This window comes from Pseudoxanthomonas sp. X-1 (assembly GCF_020042665.1).
Taxonomy (GTDB): Bacteria; Pseudomonadota; Gammaproteobacteria; order Xanthomonadales; family Xanthomonadaceae; genus Pseudoxanthomonas_A; species Pseudoxanthomonas_A spadix_A.
Genome location: NZ_CP083376.1, coordinates 2,120,841 through 2,140,123, shown reverse-complemented (window position 1 = coordinate 2,140,123; position 19,283 = coordinate 2,120,841). Strand labels below are relative to the sequence as shown.

Here is a 19,283-nt window from a genome sequence, read left to right as displayed (position 1 = left end):
GCCGGACTGTGCCCTAGTGTGTCTGACAAGTTTAGAGTCGTCGAAGATCAGCGGCAAGCGCGAAAACCTCAGTGGTAGATCAGGGCACCACCAAAAGATCTCCCTTTAACACCAATCGCCCCGCCCTGACGAGGGCCTCACAGCGATCAAGAATGACCCGGCGAAGTTGTGGACTCGTGCTCTTGTAGCCGAGCTGCCGCGAGACCATCGTCACCAGCTCCTCAGCCTTCGCGCCCAAATTTTCCTGCACGACCTTCATCAGAGCCGAATCGATTTCGGAAGGAGGCAAGAATTCGGGGCGGCGCAGGGTCAGTGACTCGACCATAGAACGGTCCCGCACGCGGACCTCTTTCCTCGGAATGGCCAAGAAGTCCTTGTCGACGATCTGCACACCACCCATCGACACCACCGACCCAATCGCGTCCTCAACAGCTTGCTGGATGCGCGAACCTGCGCGCTGCAAGCCCCAAAGCGTCCGAGCACGCGTGACGACCTCGCTGCGATGAATTGGGCTTTCCACCTCCACGATCTGCCGCACGATGGTCGCGAGTTGTCCTGTTGGGACCAGATGCAATTCAAATTGATTGCTTGGCACAGCGAAGGACGCTTCGATGTAAGGCTCGGTGTCCGGAGGACTTTGCGCCTCGATGAGCCCCATCTCGGTCACTTCACCGCGATCGACTGTCAGGATCTCCACCGGCACCGCACGGTGCGAAGGCTTGGGACTGGGCTCTGAGTTCACTGATTCGGACTTCGCCCGTTCAATAGCGGCGACAAGCTTTTCAAACTCCGCCTCAGGCCGATGGAACCAGTCTGAACTCCAAATTCGGTAGACCTGCCAGCCCTTGTCGCGCAGCACACTCGCACGCAAACGGTCCCGATCACGCGCGCTTCGGGCGTCCCGATACGACTGCCCGTCGCACTCAATCCCTAAGATGTAGCGTCCAGGTTCGTCCGGATTGGCAATCGCGATGTCGACGAAGAAGCCTGCCAGGCCCACATCGGTGTGCAGATCGTAGCCCCGCGCGCGAAGCGCTTGGGCCACCTCTTGCTCGAACACGGTTGCTTTCGTGTCCCGCTCCTGAGTGCTCAGATTGAGTCGACCGGTGCGTGCATAGTTCAAAAATAGCTTCAACGCGAAGGTGCCCTTGCCCTTAGCGCGATCGGTGTCGATGTCCTCATCGGTGATCGAAGTGAAGACCTCGCAACGCGACTTGGCGCGACTGATGAGCACATTCAAGCGTCGTTCGCCCCCATCGCTGCTCACGGGACCGAAATTCATCGTCATGTGACGCTGCGCATCACGGCCATAGCCCACCGAGATGAAGATGACATCGCGCTCGTCGCCCTGGATGTTTTCCAGACTTTTGACGAAGAACGGCTCAGCCGGATGATCGGCGAAGAATCCTTCCGTCTCAGGGTGCTGGCGGCGCAAGAGTTCTAGTTCATCGAGAATGGCGCGGCGCTGAGCCGTTGAGAAGGTCGCTACACCAAGCGTGAGCTGCGGCGTGCTCTGCGCATGGGCAAGCACTGCCAACGCCACTGCCTTGGCCTCCTTGGGATTGGTGCGCGTGTTCCCTCGGTCATAGATGGCTTCGGGCAAATGGTGCAGTCGCAAGCCCACACCTGCTTCACTGGTGTATGGGCTTGGAACGATGAAGAGCTTGCCTTCGTAAAACTGTTGGTTGGAAACAGCGATCAACGACTGATGCCGGCTCCGGTAATGCCAACGCAGCATGCGCTCAGGCAACCCTCGCGCACGGCAAAGGCCCAAGATGCTCTCCACATCCGACGCCTGTGCCCCACCCTCGTCGTCTTCCCGATCACTCCCGTCGCCAAGCGCTTTGGAGAAGAAGCGCGTGGGTGGGAGCTGCCGCTCGTCACCGACAATGACCAACTGTTTGGCGCGCGCAATCGCACCGAGCGCATCGATCGGCTGCACCTGGCTCGCCTCGTCAATGACCAGCATGTCAAAGTCCAGCGCGCCTGCCGGCAGGAACTGCGCCACCGACAACGGGCTCATCATGAAGACGGGTTTGAGCGCCTGGATCGCAGGGGCACACCGTTGCATCAGTTGCCTGATCGGCAGATGCCCCTTCTTCCTCGCCATCTCGCCAATCAAGACAGCGGTCGGGCCTGTTGCTCCACCTTGGCGTGGGATCTTGCTGTGGTGCGCCTTGACGACTTCATAGCGCGCGAGCTGCATGCGCTCTTGATCGAGGCTTGCAAAGCTTGCCACCACTTGCGATTGACGCTGCCCGTCAAAGCTTGCCAGCGCTCGATCGCGCTGCACCTGTGCTTGAAGCACCGCCTCGTAGTAAGACAGCTCGAACACGCCCACAGCGTCGGCAACTGCTAAGTCCCCTTCGGCAAGCGCATCGACCACCGCGCCAAGGCCTTTGCGCTTGGCCTCATTGGCGATGGCCAGATACGCCACCCAAGTCCTGAGCCCTTCGGGGTCGGCTTGCCAGCTCGCCAGCTGTGCTTTGAGCGTTGACAAGGGTGTTTGGCTTGGGTCACGCGTGATCTCAGCATTGCCTTCAAACTGCAAGCCAACCAGAAGATCCATCACTTCGCCTGCCAAGATGCCCGCAGCTGACGACGCTCGTTCGGCTTGGTCCAGCAGCGGTTGAGGCTCACTGATGCGTGCGGCCAAGGGCCGAAGCTCGGGATTTTGCTCAATCCAAGACACGATTGGACGAAGCTCGCCTGGCTTACTGTCGAGCGCCAGCCAAAACGGGCCAAACGCATCGACCCCATCCTCTGCCACGGCCTTATAAGCAGCCTGGGCCGTTTGTGCCTGCTGGATCTCCCCTATCGCCGCGAGCGCCTGCTCGACGGTCAGCTCCTCTGCACTGAGCAAGAGTGCGCTCTGCTCAGACGCCCCCTGCCATAACGCAGACCTTTCGGTGAGATCAGAAAGTGCAACACGCTTTAAGACGGTCTCCTCGCCCCAAGGATTGCGCTCAGCCGCAAGCAATGCTTCGTGCACGGGCGAAAGATTACGACCGAGTTCTTCCAGAACTGGCTTCACGCGCTTGGCAATCTCGGTTGCCAGCACCCGATCACCGATGTCAGCCAAGCGCTCGCGCACCCCGTTGCCCAATGGGCGAAGTGTGCGCATCCAAGCCACAACTCCCCTCAGGAATGAGGGGTTGGAGCGCTCACGCTGCCAGTTTGAGCCAAAGGCTTCTTGGCCTTGGGCATCGTGCTCGGCGATCTTGCGCTGTGCCGCCTTGGCATCGAGCAGCACATCCAATGAGCCCAGCATGTCCGAAGCGGGAAGCTTCGGGTTGGACAGCAAGGTGCGGATGGCTTGGTTGGCTCGACGCCAATCGCCACTGAGAAAGCGAAACAGGCTCGTGCCGCGCATGGCCAACTGCCCACGCGCCGCTTCAAGTTCCGCAGGGTCTTTGTTCCAGGCGCTGTCCCGGAAGACCGTTGAGAGGCTTGCTTTGGCCTGCTGGACGCTTTCAACGGCCACGACGATCTCTTCGACCGCATCAACCCCTCGGTCCCAAATGTGAGCCACCAGCGCATCGCGATCGAGTTCCGGAATGCTCGTGGCCCGCTCAGCGATCGCAACGAGGCGGAGGGCGAGATCCAACGTCAGCGGTGACTTCTCAGCCAGAAGCTGCGTCAAGCGAGTGAGGTCTGGCAGAAGCCGGACCAGCGCGCCGTGTGCCCCACCGAGCGTTGCAAGCTCTTTCCCCAAGACGAAACTGCTTGGCAAGGCACCCAGGGTGGCCTTAGTGGCGTCCCAGTCTTGCGCCAACGCGTCCGCCAACGCGTACACCTTGATCTTGGCTTCGACCGCCGCCCTGGCCTTCTGAGCGCTTTCCAGCGCATCGATGACTGTCGAAGCACGACCAGGCTCGTCCCAAACCTCGCTTTGGAGCGCGTTGGAGCCAAGCTTTGGCGCTTCTAGGAGCGCCTTCACGCGCTGAACCGCAATGCCCGCATCATCAAAGCGCGCCGGAGGGGCAAGGTCCAGTGTGTGATGGAGCGAAGTGCTTGACGCTTCCCAGTCCCCCAGCCGCTGGGACAATCCTGCGACCAAAATGAGCAACCGGTCGCGTTCACTCGGCAAGAGACCATCGTTCTGAACGCCGGTCCAAGCGTGCTCATCTGGAACGCCGATTTCTTCAACTCGCTCGATCAGTTCGCGCAGGAGCGATTCCCGCTCCTCTTTTTGATGGGACGCCCAGGAGGTCGGGGCGTCCAGAGGCAAACTCTGGGTCGTGTAGCCCAAGCGACGCAGGCGCACCATATGTCCGAAGACTTGGTAAGGCGTCAGTCCAGACGGCTGGTGAGCTTCGTGAAGCCGTGCCACATGGGCGTTGAGCGTGTCACGTCGTTCGGTGAGCTGCTCGATGATGGGCGCAGAGCTGCTTCGCTTCGGCTCGCCTAAGTTCAGCGTGTGGCGAAGTTCTTCCAGTAATGAGCGCTTGTTGGCTTTGTTGCTATGGAGTTCCAGGCAGGCCACCCCCACACCGACCTGATCCAAACGGCGTTTGACCACTTCGAGCGCGGCCATCTTCTCCGCCACAAACAACACGCGCTTACCCTCAACCACAGCGGCTGAGATGATGTTCGCGATGGTTTGAGACTTGCCCGTTCCAGGCGGCCCTTGCACCAGGATGTTGTTACCTTGGAGCACGTCGTGCACGACCAAGGCCTGCGACGAATCGCAGTCAACGACATGGCGCATCTTCTCGGGCGGGATGATGCGGTCCAGATTGATCGCCTCATCCGTGAGATTTGCACCGGGGAAGCCGTCCTGAACGACGCCCCGAAGCGTCGGGATGGCCTCCATCCCGCCCAGAGCCTCCCAGCCCTGGGGGTCTAGGTCCCGATACATCATGAACTTGGCGAACGAGAACAGACCCAGGATGGCGTCATCGCGAAGCACACCCCAGGTGTCTTTGCCTTCCAGCATCACCTCAACCGACGCCAAGTAAGCATCAACATCGAGCGTTTCGAACTCCTCGATGTTGGGCAAGCGCAGCCCAAACTCGCGCTGCAAGAACAACTGCAACGACAAGTTGGCTTGGATATCGTCGCCGGTCCATTTGAGGTGGAACTTCTCGCCCGCTGTGCTTCGCTCCAATTGAACGGGGATGAGCACCAACGGCGCGAAGCGATCCGTTTGCGGGGTGGAAGTAGCGCGCCAGCGCAGATAGCCGACTGCTAGGTAAAGGACATTAACGCCTTGCTCTTCTTGGAGCGTGCGCGCATCGGTGTAAAGATCCAGCAAGCGCTTTTGCAAGCCCGTTGGGGTCAAACGCGTAGTCAGCTGCGCGTCCCAGTGCGCCTTAACGCGCCCATTCTCATCCAGCTCGAAATCGGGCTGTGCGATCAGCTCAGGATCTTCCGGCGCCTCGTCCAGCAAAACCGTTTCGTCGTCGTCATCAAGCTCAGGAAGCGCCCCGCCTTGCTTCGGGTCTTCTTTTCCCGCTACAAAGGTGAAGCGTTTCCCGTCGATGACCAAAGTCTGATACATGGCCTTTGCCAGCTCATGGACGACCTCCACGGTCTTCGCGCGCCCGCCTCTTGGGGTATGAAGCAGTCGATTGCGCGTGGACAGATCCAAAAGCTCCAAGCGGGCTTTTTCGATCTTGCTTTTGAGATCACCTGCCCCCCGGAGCGAAGAAGAAGCTTCACTCGCCTGTGCTAGCGCCGTCTGATCCATTGACTGTCCCCTATTACGGAGCATGGCCAGGCGTCCGAACGCCCCCATCCGCTGCCCCAACGCGTCTGCCTATAATGCTCCCAAAGTGACGCGTGTTCCAGCCAATTAGGGGGATCTGTGAGCGAGTTGCGCAGCAGTGAGATTCATTGGGTGGTCCACCAATACATCGGCGTAGAAGGCGGCTACTTGGGCGATTTCTCCTACCGGACCCACCGGGAGTTCTATTCAGCATTCTGCGACCTCGACTTAGATCTTGACGCCTTCGGTGGCAACACCACGCGCGAGCGGTTTCTCGCCGTACTGAGTGGTGTGGAAGGACACCAACAAGCGGCAATTCTTCGAGGCATCGCCAAGAAGTATCCGCAAGGTGGGGAGCACTTCCGGACGTCACCGGCCTACCAAAAGCTTTTAGAGCTGGCCAAGCGTTGTGCCGATGGGCTCTCGGTCCAGGACAGCAGTCCAGCCATCACCAGCGATGTCTTGAAGCGTGCACTTGCTGACGCGAACATGCTTATCCAAAGCTCCGGACCTACGCACGCGGTGGATCGAGTCCACACAGCTCTTCACGCGTATCTCAAAGCCGTGTGCGCCGGTCATGGCATCGAGTCTTCACCAAGCGCCACGATCACCAGCTTGTTCAAGCAGCTGCGCGCAGAGCATCCTCGCTTGTGCGACCTAGGAAGTCAGGCGGAAACCATGGGCCGAATCCTTTCCTCGCTGAGCAATGTCATCGACTGTCTCAATCCCGTGCGCAACAATGCGAGTTTGGCACACGCTAATGAAGAACTTTTGGGCAAGGACGAGGCCATGCTCGCGATCAACGCGGCGAGAACCGTTTTCCAGTATCTGGACAGCAAGTTCCGCTAACAAGTTGGGCCACTATAAATTACCTACCGCGACTGCCCTTCTCTTTTTGAAGAGGACAATCGCACCATTCCTTCTTGCATCGATGGCTTTGCGCGGCGGAATTTCAGTTCCCAATGCCCGGACTGTTGGCCAGCCCCAGCTTCCACGTTCGAAGTCATAGCACTCGTTGACGCGATGCCCTCTTGTAGCTCCATCTTGAAGTTCTTCTCCAACGCTTCGCAGGCCTGCGTCATCTCTTGACGCGCCTTGTCTAACCGCCATCGCTGGATGGCCTGGATCCGAGGAGATACATGCATCTTCGCGCGCGCCACGCGCCGTCGTGCGCGGTGCGCCGCTTGCGTGTTGGAAGATGATCATGCTCCGAGAGTTTCGCTTCTGCCCTAAACACTCTAAGCCGTGCACGATGAGGCCCGGTCACGGCATGCGCATAACGCCTCACAGCGTTCGCCAAGGCTTCTGTGTCTTCAAACAGGAAGGGCTTTGGCGTATGAAGGGTGTGCTTGATGATCTTCCGGCCCAAGACCGTTTGCAGATCGATGGGAACACGTTGACGGAAGGACCAGTAGCCGGAGGAGGACCGACCGAACGAGGTGATGGGGAATGTGCATCGGGAGATGTGTCCCGATTTGTGTCCTGCCCCAGACCTCAATTCCTCGCCAAAATCAAATGTAATTCATTGATTTATATGATATATGGCGGAGAGAGTGGGATTCGAACCCACGGAAGGTTTGACCCTTCGCCGGTTTTCAAGACCGGTGCCTTAAACCGCTCGGCCATCTCTCCGGGTGCGTGTCGGGGCCTGGCCCGACAGCAGAACGCCCGGCGTGGTGGCCGGGCGTCGCATTCTCGCATGGGGCGCGGGCGCAGGTGTAGCCGCGCGCGGCGTGCGGGTCAGGAGGCCTTGCGCAGGCCCAGTTCGACCAGGCGCTCGGTGCACTTGCCGCCGCAGTCCAGGCGCGATTCCTCGATCTGCTGCGGCAGGTGTTCGGCCAGGTAGTCGATGAACACGCGCACGGCCGGCAGCAGGCCGCGGCGCGAGGCGAACACGGCGTGGCAGATGCCCTGCGGCAGCGACCATTCCGGCAGCACCACTTCCAGCTCGCCGCTGCGCACCGCGTCGGCGCAGACGGTCTCGGGCAGCATGGTGATGCCGTAGCCGTCCTTGGCCAGCGCCTTGAGCAGCGGGAAGTCGAAGCCGGCCAGGCGCGGCTGCAGCTCGATCTTGCGCACCTCGCCGTTGGGGCCGTGCAGCTCCCAGCGCTGGCGCGCCTCGTCCTCGCTCATCGACATGGTCACGTGCTGGGCCAGGTCTTCCGGCGCCTGCGGGCGACCGGCGCGCTGCAGGTACTTGGGGCTGGCCACCAGCAGTTCCTGGATCTGGCCGAAGCTGCGCATCACCAGGCTGCCGTCGTCGTCGAGCTTGGCGCGCACGCGCAGGGCGACGTCGTAGCCCTCGTTGATGATGTCCACGCGGCGGTTGTTGACGTGCAGCTGCAGGCGCACCTTGGGGTACTTGTCCAGGAAGGCCGGCAGGATCTTGGGTAGCTGCATCTGCGCCACTGCCACCGGCACGCTGACGCGGACCACGCCGCGCGGCTCGGCCGAGAGGCGGTCGACCACCTCACGCGCGGCCTGGGCCTCGGCCAGCATGGTCTGGGCGTGACGGTGCACGCTCATGCCCACGTCGGTCACCGCGAAGCGGCGGGTGGAGCGCTGCAGCAGGCGCACGCCCATGTCGGTCTCCAGCTGGCTGATGCGCCGGCTCAGACGCGACTTGGGGATGCCGAGCGCGCGCTCGGCGGCGGCGAAACCGCCGTGGTCGACGACCATGGCGAAGTAGTAGAGGTCGTTGAGGTCCTGCATGGCGCCATCCCGAATCTGGAACGATTCAGGCTATTTAACACCCGCACCTTCGCCCGTGCAACGAAAACAGACCAAATCGGGCGGGATTCTTCACCCCGCCGGTGGGCCAATCGGCCCTGCCCCCTGGCCACGCGCCCGCGTTGTGCGGGGCGTGGCCGGTCGGGATCAGTTCGTGGTGGGCGCGGGCGTGGCCTCTGCCGGTGCCGGCGTGGCGGCGGGCGCGGCGGCGTCCCGGGCCCAGGTGCCCTTGGCCGCGGTGCACTGCTTGTGGGTCTTGCTGGTGTCGGTGCTGCCGTCGGCCAGCTTGCAGTGATGGGTCTGCGCGGTGCCGGTATGGGTCTTGGCGAAGGCGGTGGTGCCCAGCGCCAGGGCGGCGCCGAGGGTCGCGATCTGCAGCAGCTGCTTGGTGTTCATGCGATGACCTTCCGATTGAGGACGAAAGCGCCGGCGGCGAGGCGCTCGGATCGAGCGCGGCCGGGGACGCCCGCGCTTGATAATCCTGTCGGAAATGTCAGGCAAGCCCGCACGCGGCGGGCGCTTGCCGGGGGTTCACACGTGCCGGCGCTGACACAGCTTGGCGCGCGGCCGCACATGGCGGCGCGCACGCGGACATGGCCGCCGCGGTGGGCTCAGGCGATGCGTTCCAGGCCGCCCATGTACGGGCGCAGGGCCTGTGGCACGTCGATGCTGCCGTCGGCATTCTGGTAGTTCTCCATCACCGCGATCAGGCAGCGGCCGATGGCTACGCCCGAGCCGTTGAGCGTGTGCACGCTCTCCGGCTTGCCGGTGGCCGGGTTGCGCCAGCGCGCCTGCATGCGGCGCGCCTGGAAGGCCTCGCAGTTGGAGACCGAGGAGATCTCGCGATAGGTGTCCTGCGAGGGCAGCCAGACCTCCAGGTCGTAGGTCTTGGACGCGGAGAAGCCCATGTCGCCCGAGCACAGCAGCATGCGCCGGTACGGCAGGCCCAGGGTCTCCAGCACCACCTCGGCGCAGCGGGCCATGCGCTCGTGTTCCTCCTCGCTGTCCTGCGGGCGGGCGATGGCGACCAGCTCGACCTTCTCGAACTGATGCTGGCGGATCATGCCGCGCACGTCGCGCCCGCCGCTGCCGGCCTCGGAGCGGAAGCACAGCGAATGAGCGGTCATGCGCATCGGCAGCGCGGCGTCCTCGACGATGCTGTCGCGCACGATGTTGGTCAGCGAGATCTCGGCGGTGGAGATCAGGTAGCGACGGTGCTCGCCCAGCTGGGTGGCGAACATGTCTTCCTCGAACTTGGGCAGCTGGCCGGTGCCGATCAGGCTCTCGGCGTTGACGATCACCGGGACATTGGTCTCCTGGTAGCCGTGCGCGCCGGTGTGCAGGTCCAGCATGAACTGCGCCAGGGCGCGATGCAGGCGCGCGATCGGCCCGCGCAGGACGGTGAAGCGCGCGCCGGAGAGCTTGGCCGCGGTGTCGCCGTCGAGCCAGCCGTTGCGCGCACCCAGCTCGACATGGTCCTTGACCGCGAAGTCGAACGCGCGCGGCGTGCCCCAGCGGTGCTGCTCGACATTGCCCGACTCGTCGCTGCCCGGCGGCACGCTGGCCTGCGGCAGGTTGGGAATGCCAAGCGCGATCGCCTCGATCTGCGCGCGCAGCTGGTCCAGTTCGACCTCGGAGGCCTTGAGCTCTTCGCCGAAGCCGGCGACTTCGGCCATCAGCGGCGCGACGTCCTCGCCCTTGGCCTTGGCCTGGCCGATCGCCTTGGAGCGGGTGTTGCGCAGGTTCTGCAGCTCCTGCGTGCGCACCTGCAGCTGCTTGCGGCGCGCCTCCAGGGATTCCAGCGCGGACACGTCCAGGTCGAAGCCGCGGGTCTGGCGCAGGCGCTGGGCGAGTTCGGCGGGCTGGGTGCGGAGCAGTGCGGGATCGAGCATCGTGGCGGTCGTGCGGCGGTGAGGTGGAAAGGCAGGGATTATCGCCTTTTCCGGAGGGCCACGCCCGCCGCCAGCCAGCGCGCAGTCGGGAGCGCGCGGCCGGCCTGTGCAAGAATCGCGGCCTGCTCCTGACGCCCCGCCCGCACCATGTCCACCTCCCGCGATCGTGCCTTCACCTTCCGCCTGCCACACAAGGCGCTGTGGATCGCCCTGGGGGCGTTCGTGGCCGGGTTGTTGCTGTTCGGCATCGTGTGGCTGTCCAACCGCGGCGACGAGAACTTCTATTCGGTGCAGCCGGCCGACCAGAGCGGCACCGAGGCGGCCACCGCGCCGCTGCCCGAGCCGGCGGCCGCCAACCAGGGCGCCAGCGGCATGCAGGCGCCGTCCGCCGACGCGCAGGCGCAGGCCGACGCGGGCACCAGCGGCGCCAGCGCGTTCCCGGCGCCGGTCGTGGAGGAGACGCCCGCCAAGTCCACGGACGTCGCCAGCGCGCCTGCGACGACCGCGCCCGTCGCCGCGCCGCCGCAGAACCGCGCCACCCCGCTGCCGATCGACGGCCAGAGCCCGCCGCCGACCTATCCGCCGGCGGCGCTGCGCAAGGGCGAGACCGGCACGGTGATGGTGCGCATCCAGGTCGATGCGCAGGGCAATCCCGGTGGCGTGGCGCTGATCCAGCGCAGCGGTTCGCGCGAACTGGACCGCGCGGCGATGGAGGCGGTGCGCAAGTGGAAGTTCCAGCCGGCGATCGACGATGGCCAGCCGGTGGCCGGCACGGTGGACATTCCGGTGGAGTTCAACCTGGAGCGCTGAGCGCCCACGACACGCGTTTCGCATCGCTGAACCGCGCAGGTGCAGCATGGCCGGCCTTTACCGGCCTCTCACGTGTGAGCAACGAATGGCTGCAGACACTCCCCTACGCGCCGCCAACGGCGCCTAGCAAGGAGTCCTGACATGTCGCAGACCCAGACCGAATTCAATGCCCAGGCCCAGCGCGATGCGCAGCCCGAGGCGCAGCGTCGTCCGGCGCGGCCGTTGCTGTGGTTGCTGTTGCTGGTCGTGCTGGCGGCGGGCGCGTGGTGGCTGAGCGGCGACCGCCGCGCCGAGCTGGCAGCGCCGGCCGACCGTACGGTGCCTGCCGCCCAGTCCAACGCCGATTCCACAGCCGCCGACCGCCCGAACCAGGCGGTGGTTGCCAAGCGCAGCGAAGCCGCGCGCGCCACGCCGGCGAAGAAGGCCGTCCCCGATCGCGCGCCTGCGCTGCTGGCCGGCAACGCCCAGCCGAAGTACCCGCCGTCTGCGCTGCGCGCCGGTGAGGGCGGCACGGTGCTGCTGAACGTGCAGGTGGATGCGCGCGGCGAGCCGTCGCAGATCACCATCGCCCAGCGCAGTGGCAACCGCGACCTCGACCGCGCCGCGCTGAAGGCCGCCAGCGACTGGCGCTTTACCCCCGCCATGCGCGATGGCCGGGCCGTGGCCCAGCTGGTGCGCGTGCCGGTGGAGTTCTCGCCGCAGTAAAAGGCGCCCGGCACACCGTCGTTCCGGCCAAAGCGGGGCCTCAGGGCTCTTGGCCTTGCCATGAGAAAGCCGCCGGGTTTCCGCGTTCGCGGGGACGACGATGGAGGATCCGCTGACCGGCCCTAGGCCGGCGTGGGCCTAGGCCTTCAACGAGGCCCGCGGGCGTTCGCCGCCCGCGGGTTTTTTACGCGCGCCCTACTGCACCGGCAGGCTGATGAGGCTCGGCTGCTGCGGCGTGTGCCACACACGCTGGGTGGCCTTCTGGTAGTCGCCGGGCTTGGCGAAGAAGATGTTGTCCACGTACGTCTGCGGGTTGCGGTCGTACAGCGGGAACAGCGTGGACTGCACCTGCACCATGATCCGGTGGCCCTTGCCGAAGGTGTGGTTGGCGTTGGGCAGGTCGAAGTCGTAGGCCAGCGCCTGGTTGGGCACGATCGCCTTGGGATGCTCGAAACTCTCGCGATAGCGACCGCGGAAGATGGTCAGGCCCACCGGCAGCTCGTAGCCACCCATCTTCGGGTTGGAAGCCACCTCGTCGGGCTGCACGTCGATCAGCTTGACCACCCAGTCGCTGTCGCTGCCGCTGGTGGAGGCCTGCAGCTTGACCTGCGGGCGGCCGGCGATGGTCAGCGGCTCGGTCAGCGGTTCGGAGACATAGGTCAGCACGTCCGGACGACCGTCGACGAAGCGCTGGTCCTGCACCAGCCAGGTGGTCCACATCTGGCGATCGGAGAAATCCACCGGGCGCGGCACGAAGGGCACCGGCTTGGCCGGATCGGATACGTACTCGTCGTACTGCGCGCCGTCCGCGGCCGGCGCCTGGAAGCCGAGCTTGCCGCCGGGCAGCAGGTACAGCGCCTTCGGCTTGGCCTTGCAGCCCTGGTCGCACACCTGCGGCCAGGCCTTGTAGCGGTCCCAGTGGTTGGCGCCGGTGTCGTAGACCAGCACCGGCGGGGTGTCAGCCTTGGGCGCGCCGTCCTTGAGGTACTGGTTGAAGAACGGCAGCAGCACGTCGCGGCGGAACTGCAGCGCGGTGTCGCCGTCCCACTGCAGCGCGCCCAGGCTGCTGCCGTCGTAGTTGACCTGGCTGTGGCGCCACGGGCCCATCACCAGGTAGTTCTTGTCGTTGCCGGTGTCGCGGGCCTCCATCGCCGCATAGCTGTGGTTGGCGCCCCACATGTCCTCCTGGTCCCACAGGCCCTGCAGCCACATGGTCGGCACCTTGATCGGGGTCCTGGCCATGACCTTGTCCAGCGCCTGCTCCTGCCAGAAGGCGTCGTAGGCCGCATGCTCGGTCAGCTTGTGCCACCACGGCAGCTGGTCCACGCCGGCGGCCCTGGCGTAGTCGCCGGCCGAGCCGGCGCGCAGGAAGTTGCTGTAGTCGTCGAAGCCTTCGCGCGCGATCGCGCTGCCCTTGCCGCGCTTGCTCAGCTGGCCGGTGAAGTAATCGAAGTTGACCTGGCGGAACGCGCCATAGCTGAACCAGTCATCGCCCATCCAGCCATCGACCATCGGGCTCATCGGGTTGGCCACTTTCAGCGCCGGATGCGGGTTGGTCAGCGCCATGACCACGGTGAAGCCCTCGTAGGAGGAGCCGAGCATGCCGACCTTGCCGTTGGACTCGTGCACGTTCTTGACCAGCCAGTCGATGGTGTCCCAGGCGTCGGTGGCGTGGTCCACGGCGGTGTCGTTGAGCGGGCCGCGCAGCGGCCGGGTCATCACGTAGTCGCCTTCCGAGCCGTACTTGCCGCGCACGTCCTGGATCACGCGGATGTAGCCGGCATCGACGAACACCTCGTCGCCCTGCCCCAGCAGATCGCGCATGTGCGGCGAGTCCAGGCGCGAAGTGCGGCCGTCGGCGTTGTACGGTGTGCGCGTCAGTAGCATCGGCGCGTTGTGCGCGCCCTTGGGGATGACGATGACGGTGTGCAGCTTGACCCCGTCGCGCATGGGGATCTCCACGACGCGCTTGATGTAGTCGTTGGCCGCGTCCGGTGCGACGAAGGGCTTGCCGGTGATGTCGGGCGTCATCGGCGAGGTCTGGGCCAGCGCGGGCAGCGCGGCGGCCATGAGCAGGGACAGCAGGGTCGGACGCAACGCGGCGATGCGCATCGTGGGGGCTCCAGGCGGGGGTGACTGAACGGACAGTCTATGGGCGCCCTGCCCCACCAGGCACCGTGACTGATGGCACCCCGTCATCCCACCCATGCGCCCCCCGGACGCGCCGTGGGCCGGCGCGCCGTGGGCCGGCGTCAGAACGCGTAGCGCAGCTGCAGCTGGGCGTAGCGGTAGTCGTAGCCGCTGTCCGCGCTGCCGTTGATGGCGGGCATGTCGCTGTAACCCGCGTCCAGCCGCAGCCAGGCCTGTTTCCATTGCGGCGTGTCCAGCCCGAACTCCAGCAGGCGCGCCTGCCGCCAGGCGTCGCTGCCGCTGCGCTGCCTGCCCAGGCCCGCGCGGGCGTACCACTGGTAGCCGCCCACGTTGCGGCGCCAGGCCAGCACGCCCAGCGCCTGGCGGTACTCGCCGGGCGTGTAGTAGTCGGCCTCGCCGGTATGGCTGTCGTGGTAGTAGCGCGTGCGCAGCTGCAGGCTGAGGCCCTGCTGCGGCAGCAGTGCGTAGATCAGGTAGGCACGCAGGTGCACGCGCAGATTGTCGCCGACGCCGAAGTTCTGCAGCCCGCCGAGCACGGTGCCGCTCCAGCGATCGGAGAACGGCACGTCCAGCGCGGCGCCGGCATAGGTCTGGACCCAGCCATGGCGCACGCCCTGGCGGGTTTCGAGCACGTCGCGCTCGACGAAGAGTTCCTTGCGATACGGATCCTGGCTGTGGATCGAGCCGCTGCCCAGCAAGCGGTCGCCGTTGCTGCCCAGCTTGCCCTCCCAGCGCCAGCTGCCCGCGGCGCCCGCGCCGGCCAGGTACACGCGCTGCTCGCGCTTGCGCCAGCCGTCGCCGCGGAAGTCCGCGTCCTGGACCTGCACCCCGCTCCACTGGTCGGGCGCCGCATAGCGCCAGTCCCAGCCCAGGCTGACCTTGGTGGTGTGGTTGCCGTCCGAGTCGGAACTGGCCATCACCTCGGACGTCACGGCCTGCCGCGCCTGCCCCCGCTCCTGCGCCAGGGCCGCGGGCGCCAGCGCACACAGCACGGCCAGTGTCATCAACGCGCGACTCATTTGGTCCCCCAGGTCTTGCGCAGGCCCAGGGCCTCCTTGGCGTAGCCCAGCACGCACACCGGCTGCAGGATCATCGTGTAGGCCAGGCTGTAGAACAGGAAGCCGGCGAAATTGCGGCGCACCTTCAGATTCTGGCTGCGGAACATCATCGCCTGCACGCGGAAGATGATCAGGTTCCAGATCATCGCCAGCGGCAGCACCAGCAGCGTCATCGGCCCGGCGATCCAGTACACGCCGAACAGTGCCAGCACCAGGCCGGGGATGAAGGCCAGCGTATAGACCAGGTCCAGCGGCAGGAACAGCAGGTTCCACCAGATGAACAGCGTGCTCAGGCGCGGCTTGAACAACAGGCCGGCGTGGCGGGCGAAGGCTTCCATCAGTCCGCGCGACCAGCGCTGGCGCTGGCGCGAGAACTGATGCACCGTGGCGGGCACCTTGGTGAACAGGCAGGCGTCCTCGCAATAGCCGATGCGCGCGCCGGTCTTCAGCAGCGCCCAGGACAGCACGATGTCCTCGCCCACGCACTCGGGCCAGCCACCCACCTGGTGCAGGGCGCGCCGCGTGTACAGCGAGAACGCGCCCTGGGCCACCAGCGTGCCGTGGTACATGCTCTGGATACGCTTGACCGCCGCGATGCCGTGGAAGTAATCCCACTCCTGCGCACGGGTCAGCAGATTCTCGCGGGAATTGCGCACCAGGACCGCGCCCGCCACGGCGACGGTGCCGGGTGGGTCGGACAGGTAACGGCCGACCAGCTTGCGCAGCGCGTCCTCACGCAGGCAGCAGTCGCCATCGACGGTGATCACCAGTTCGCGCGTGGTCTCCGCCAGCCCACGGTTCAGCGCCCTGGATTTCCCGCCGTTGCGCGGCTGGGCCAGCACCCGGATGCGCAGGCCGGGCCGCGCATGGACGAGCGCGGCGGCGCGGGCGATGGCCAGGCTGTCGTCGGTGGACCCATCGTCGATCACGACCACTTCCACGTCGCCGGCGTAATCCTGCCGAGCGAAGCTGGCCAGGGTCTCAGCGATGTTGCCGCCTTCGTTGTAGCAGGCCACCAGCACGGTGAGATCAGGCCGGGCGGTCGCATCGCGCCGCGGCGGGCGCCGGTCCAGCAGGACCGAACCGATCAGGAACGCGTTCATGAATCCGGGCACATAGGCGACGAACGCGATGATCAGCAGGGCCAGCGCGACGCCCACGACCTGCGACAGCTCGTGCAGCCAGCGCATGGACAGCAGCACGCTGAGCGCCGTCCACAGCACCGAGCACACCAGGACCAGGGTGAACTTGGCCGGGACCGGAACGTAGAAGCGCTGCTTCCAGACGGGCGTCGGCGCGTATGCCGCGGCCACGGCGGAATCCGGACCGGGCCCGGAGAGTTCGGAGGACGGTTGCATGTGCTGGGTCGTCGAAGGGAGACACCCGCTTACGCAACTTCCATACCAGGCCAACGTGAGCGGCGGAGCAGGTTCGGCGGATGCATAAACGTGATTTTAGTCACAATTATATAGCACGCGGCGCACCGCCGCGGATCGCCCTGCCCCAGGGGCGACACGGTGCGACAGTTCAGTCCAGCCTGATCGGCACCCGCGTCTGCCCCTCCCCCTGCACCACGAAACGCTCCACCGTCAGCGCCTCCAGGCCCATCGGGCCATAGGAGTGCAGGCGCGTGGTCGAGATGCCGATCTCCGCCCCCAGGCCCAGCTCGCCGCCGTCGGAGAAGCGCGAGGACGCATTGACCATCACGACCGCCGCGCGCAGCGCCGCGACGAAGGCGGCTGCATGCGCCTCATCGCCGGTGGCGATGACCTCGGTGTGGTCCGAGCCGTAGTGGCGGATATGGGCGATGGCCGGCTCCAGCCCGTCGACCACGCGCACGGCCAGCACCAGGTCGAGGAACTCGGCGGCGTAGTCCTCGTCCGAGGCCGGCTTGGCCTCGGCGACCAGGACGCGCGTGGCCTCGTCGCCGCGCAGTTCCACACCGCGGGCGAGCAGCGCCTTGGCCGCGGCGGGCAGGAAGGCCTCGGCGATGCCGCGGTGGACCAGCAGCGTCTCCAGCGCGTTGCAGGCACTGGGGCGCGAGACCTTGCCGTCCACCAGCAGCTTCAGTGCCAGGTCCAGGTCGGCGCTGTCGTCGACGAACAGGTGGCACACGCCCTTGTAGTGCTTGATCACCGGCACGCGCGCGTGTTCGGCGACGAAGCGGATCAGGCCTTCGCCGCCGCGCGGAATGGCCAGGTCGACGATGTCGCTTAGCTGCAGCAGCGCCAGCATGGTCTCGCGGCGCAGGTCGGTGACCAGGGTCAGCGCGGCGGCCGGCACGTGCGCGGCCTCCAGCGCGGCCTGCAGCACGGTGGCGATGGCGGTGTTGGAGTGAATGGCCTCCGAACCGCCGCGCAGGATTACGCCGTTGCCGGCCTTGATGCACAGCGCGGCCGCGTCGGCGGTCACGTTGGGCCGTGCCTCGTAGATCATCGCGATCACGCCCAGCGGCACGCGCACCTTGCTGACGCGGATGCCGTTGGGGCGCGTGTCGGTGCGGGTGACCTGGCCGACCGGATCGGGCAGCGCCGCCACCTCGCGCACCGCCGCGGCGATACCGGCGATGCGTTCGGGGTTGAGCGTGAGCCGGTCGAGCATGGCGCTGCCGATGCCCTTGGCGCGCGCGGCGTCGAGATCCTTGACGTTGGCTTCCAGGATCTCCGGCGCGTGGTCCAGCAGGCCCTGGGCCATGGCCTCCAGCAGCGCGGCCTTGTCCGCGCTGGACAGCTGCGCCAGCACCTGGGCGGCGTCGCGGCAGGCCAGCGCCTGGGTCTTGATGTCATCGGTCATGGCAAACGCTCGGCTCGAATGTAGGGGTGACTGATGGGAGCCGCCCTTGTGGCCTTTGGCCAATGGCGGCGATGGGGCTTTACCGGGAAGGCCCCATCGCCACCACGGTGGCTCCCACCAAAAGCGGGGGTCACAGCAGCACCAGGTCGTCGCGGTGGATCACGTTCTCGCCGTAGCTATACCCCAGCACGGCCTCGATGTCGCGCGAGTGCCGGCGGGCGATGCGGCGGATGTCGGCGGCCGAGTACTGGGCGATGCCGCGCGCCAGGCGGCGCTGGCCGTCCTCGCCCCGCAGCTGCACCTCGACCATGTCGCCACGACGGAAGTCGCCTTCGGCACCGATCACGCCGCCGGGCAGCAGCGAGGCACCGCGCTCGACCAGGGCGCCGGCCGCGCCGGCATCGACCAGGATCGCGCCGGGCTCGACCGGCGCGTGGCGCAGCCAGCCCTTGCGCGCGGCGATGCGCGTCTGCGCCGCATGCAGGCGCGTGCCGCGCAGGCGGTCCTGCGCCAGCCCGCGCACGACCTCGGCGCTGCGGCCGTTGAACAGGTACGTCTCCACGCCGGCCGCGCCGGCCTTGGCCGCCGCCTCCAGCTTGGTGCGCATGCCGCCGGTGCCGACGCTGCTGCCGCTGCCGCCGGCCATGGCGAACACCTCCGGCGTCAGCGCGGTGACCTCGTCCAGCGGGCGCGCGGCCGGGTTGTCGCGCGGATCGGCGGTATACAGGCCATCGATGTCGGTGGCGATGAACAAGGCATCGGCATCGACCAGCGCGGCCACCACCGCGGCCAGGTTGTCGTTGTCGCCGAGCTTGAGTTCGTCGATGGAGACGGTGTCGTTCTCGTTGACCACCGGCAGCGTGCCCAGCGCCAGCAACTCCAGCAGCGTGGCGCGGGCGTTGAGGTAGCGGCGGCGGTTGCGCAGGTCGTCGTGGGTCAGCAGCACCTGCGCCACCGGGCGCTCGAAGAAGCGCTGCCACAGCCCGATCAGCTGCGCCTGGCCCAGCGCGGCCAGCGCCTGGCGGGCGGCGATGCCGGCGCCGGCCTCGGCCGCCTTCGGCACGATCGCGCGCCCGGCCGCGACCGCGCCGGAAGACACGATCACCACCTCGCGCCCGGCCAGCACGTTGGCCGAGACGAACTGCGCCAGGCCCAGTGCGAACTTCGGCGACAGGCCGCCGCCATCGGCGGCCAGCAGGCTGCTGCCCACCTTGAGCACCGCGCGCCGCCACGGCGGCACGGTCTGCTCGGCGAACGCGGTGGCGGTGGTCGTGGCGGCGTCGTTCATGGGGTTCGGGGATGGAAGGGACTGGAGCGCGTGTTGGATCTTGCAAGGGGTGCGAAGGCGGCGGCGCCCGCTCTATCGTCATTCCCGCGGAGGCGGGAATCCAGGGGCCTCGCGAGCGGGGGCCAACGTCCCTGGATTCCCGCTTT

12 protein-coding genes, 1 tRNA gene and 1 pseudogene are annotated in these 19,283 nt (G+C 66.1%); 3 read left to right on the top strand and 11 right to left on the bottom strand.

The features are described from left to right. Window positions 1-79: 79 nt before the first annotated feature. Window positions 80-5,692 (bottom strand): DUF3320 domain-containing protein, encoded by a 5,613-nt coding sequence (locus tag LAJ50_RS09430; RefSeq protein ID WP_171044633.1) that lies wholly within the window; start codon window positions 5,690-5,692, stop codon window positions 80-82. A 117-nt stretch (window positions 5,693-5,809) separates the two neighbouring features. On the opposite strand from LAJ50_RS09430, the gene LAJ50_RS09425 reads away from it, so the two are divergent. Further along, complete coding sequence (locus LAJ50_RS09425; protein WP_138653991.1) at window positions 5,810-6,559, top strand: abortive infection family protein; 750 nt, start codon at window positions 5,810-5,812, stop codon at window positions 6,557-6,559. Between the two features lie 478 nt (window positions 6,560-7,037). On the opposite strand, the pseudogene LAJ50_RS20275 reads toward LAJ50_RS09425, so the two are convergent. The 5 genes and pseudogenes from LAJ50_RS20275 to serS form a co-directional block, all read right to left on the bottom strand. Further along, window positions 7,038-7,167, bottom strand: a pseudogene (locus tag LAJ50_RS20275) (DUF6538 domain-containing protein); the annotation flags it as partial. 85 nt (window positions 7,168-7,252) lie between these two features. Next, a tRNA-Ser gene (locus LAJ50_RS09420) sits at window positions 7,253-7,342 on the bottom strand. Window positions 7,343-7,450: 108 nt separating this feature from the next. Next, window positions 7,451-8,437: a LysR substrate-binding domain-containing protein gene (locus tag LAJ50_RS09415; protein ID WP_130518750.1), complete on the bottom strand. Its 987-nt coding sequence runs from the start codon at window positions 8,435-8,437 to the stop codon at window positions 7,451-7,453. A 150-nt stretch (window positions 8,438-8,587) separates the two neighbouring features. Next, window positions 8,588-8,836 carry a hypothetical protein gene (locus LAJ50_RS09410; RefSeq protein WP_138653989.1) on the bottom strand — a complete coding sequence of 83 codons (249 nt, stop codon included), beginning with the start codon at window positions 8,834-8,836 and terminating at the stop codon, window positions 8,588-8,590. 215 nt (window positions 8,837-9,051) lie between these two features. Beyond that, on the bottom strand, window positions 9,052-10,332 hold the full coding sequence (gene serS / locus LAJ50_RS09405) for a serine--tRNA ligase (RefSeq protein ID WP_138653987.1): 1,281 nt from the start codon (window positions 10,330-10,332) through the stop codon (window positions 9,052-9,054). Between the two features lie 147 nt (window positions 10,333-10,479). On the opposite strand from serS, the gene LAJ50_RS09400 reads away from it, so the two are divergent. Together LAJ50_RS09400 and LAJ50_RS09395 are read left to right on the top strand one after the other, a co-directional pair. After that, entirely contained in the window at window positions 10,480-11,142 is a 663-nt protein-coding gene (locus LAJ50_RS09400; protein WP_138653985.1) for an energy transducer TonB, read from the top strand. A 141-nt stretch (window positions 11,143-11,283) separates the two neighbouring features. Continuing rightward, window positions 11,284-11,847 (top strand): energy transducer TonB, encoded by a 564-nt coding sequence (locus LAJ50_RS09395; protein WP_138653983.1) that lies wholly within the window; start codon window positions 11,284-11,286, stop codon window positions 11,845-11,847. A gap of 195 nt (window positions 11,848-12,042) precedes the next feature. On the opposite strand, the gene LAJ50_RS09390 is transcribed toward LAJ50_RS09395, so the two are convergent. The 5 genes from LAJ50_RS09390 to proB form a co-directional block, all read right to left on the bottom strand. Continuing rightward, window positions 12,043-13,959 (bottom strand): CocE/NonD family hydrolase, encoded by a 1,917-nt coding sequence (locus LAJ50_RS09390; RefSeq protein WP_138653981.1) that lies wholly within the window; start codon window positions 13,957-13,959, stop codon window positions 12,043-12,045. 140 nt (window positions 13,960-14,099) lie between these two features. Continuing rightward, on the bottom strand, window positions 14,100-15,017 hold the full coding sequence (locus tag LAJ50_RS09385; RefSeq protein ID WP_138653979.1) for a hypothetical protein: 918 nt from the start codon (window positions 15,015-15,017) through the stop codon (window positions 14,100-14,102). Then, complete coding sequence (locus tag LAJ50_RS09380) at window positions 15,014-16,414, bottom strand: glycosyltransferase (protein WP_138653977.1); 1,401 nt, start codon at window positions 16,412-16,414, stop codon at window positions 15,014-15,016. The genes LAJ50_RS09385 and LAJ50_RS09380 overlap by 4 nt, the downstream gene beginning before the upstream one ends. Before the next feature lie 169 nt (window positions 16,415-16,583). Beyond that, the gene (locus tag LAJ50_RS09375; protein ID WP_138653975.1) at window positions 16,584-17,849 is read right to left on the bottom strand and encodes a glutamate-5-semialdehyde dehydrogenase; all 1,266 of its coding nucleotides are present in this window, start codon (window positions 17,847-17,849) and stop codon (window positions 16,584-16,586) included. A 130-nt stretch (window positions 17,850-17,979) separates the two neighbouring features. Further along, window positions 17,980-19,137, bottom strand: coding sequence for a glutamate 5-kinase (gene proB / locus LAJ50_RS09370; RefSeq protein ID WP_130552099.1), 1,158 nt, complete (start codon window positions 19,135-19,137; stop codon window positions 17,980-17,982). Window positions 19,138-19,283: the final 146 nt, after the last annotated feature.

Coding starts and splice junctions, on each gene's coding strand:
- LAJ50_RS09430 (WP_171044633.1), bottom strand. CDS start 5,692: ATGGATCAGACGGCGCTAGCACAGGCGAGTGAAGCTTCTTCTTCGCTC.
- LAJ50_RS09410 (WP_138653989.1), bottom strand. CDS start 8,836: ATGAACACCAAGCAGCTGCTGCAGATCGCGACCCTCGGCGCCGCCCTG.
- serS (WP_138653987.1), bottom strand. CDS start 10,332: ATGCTCGATCCCGCACTGCTCCGCACCCAGCCCGCCGAACTCGCCCAG.
- LAJ50_RS09400 (WP_138653985.1), top strand. CDS start 10,480: ATGTCCACCTCCCGCGATCGTGCCTTCACCTTCCGCCTGCCACACAAG.
- LAJ50_RS09395 (WP_138653983.1), top strand. CDS start 11,284: ATGTCGCAGACCCAGACCGAATTCAATGCCCAGGCCCAGCGCGATGCG.
- LAJ50_RS09390 (WP_138653981.1), bottom strand. CDS start 13,959: ATGCGCATCGCCGCGTTGCGTCCGACCCTGCTGTCCCTGCTCATGGCC.
- LAJ50_RS09385 (WP_138653979.1), bottom strand. CDS start 15,017: ATGAGTCGCGCGTTGATGACACTGGCCGTGCTGTGTGCGCTGGCGCCC.
- LAJ50_RS09380 (WP_138653977.1), bottom strand. CDS start 16,414: ATGCAACCGTCCTCCGAACTCTCCGGGCCCGGTCCGGATTCCGCCGTG.
- LAJ50_RS09375 (WP_138653975.1), bottom strand. CDS start 17,849: ATGACCGATGACATCAAGACCCAGGCGCTGGCCTGCCGCGACGCCGCC.
- proB (WP_130552099.1), bottom strand. CDS start 19,137: ATGAACGACGCCGCCACGACCACCGCCACCGCGTTCGCCGAGCAGACC.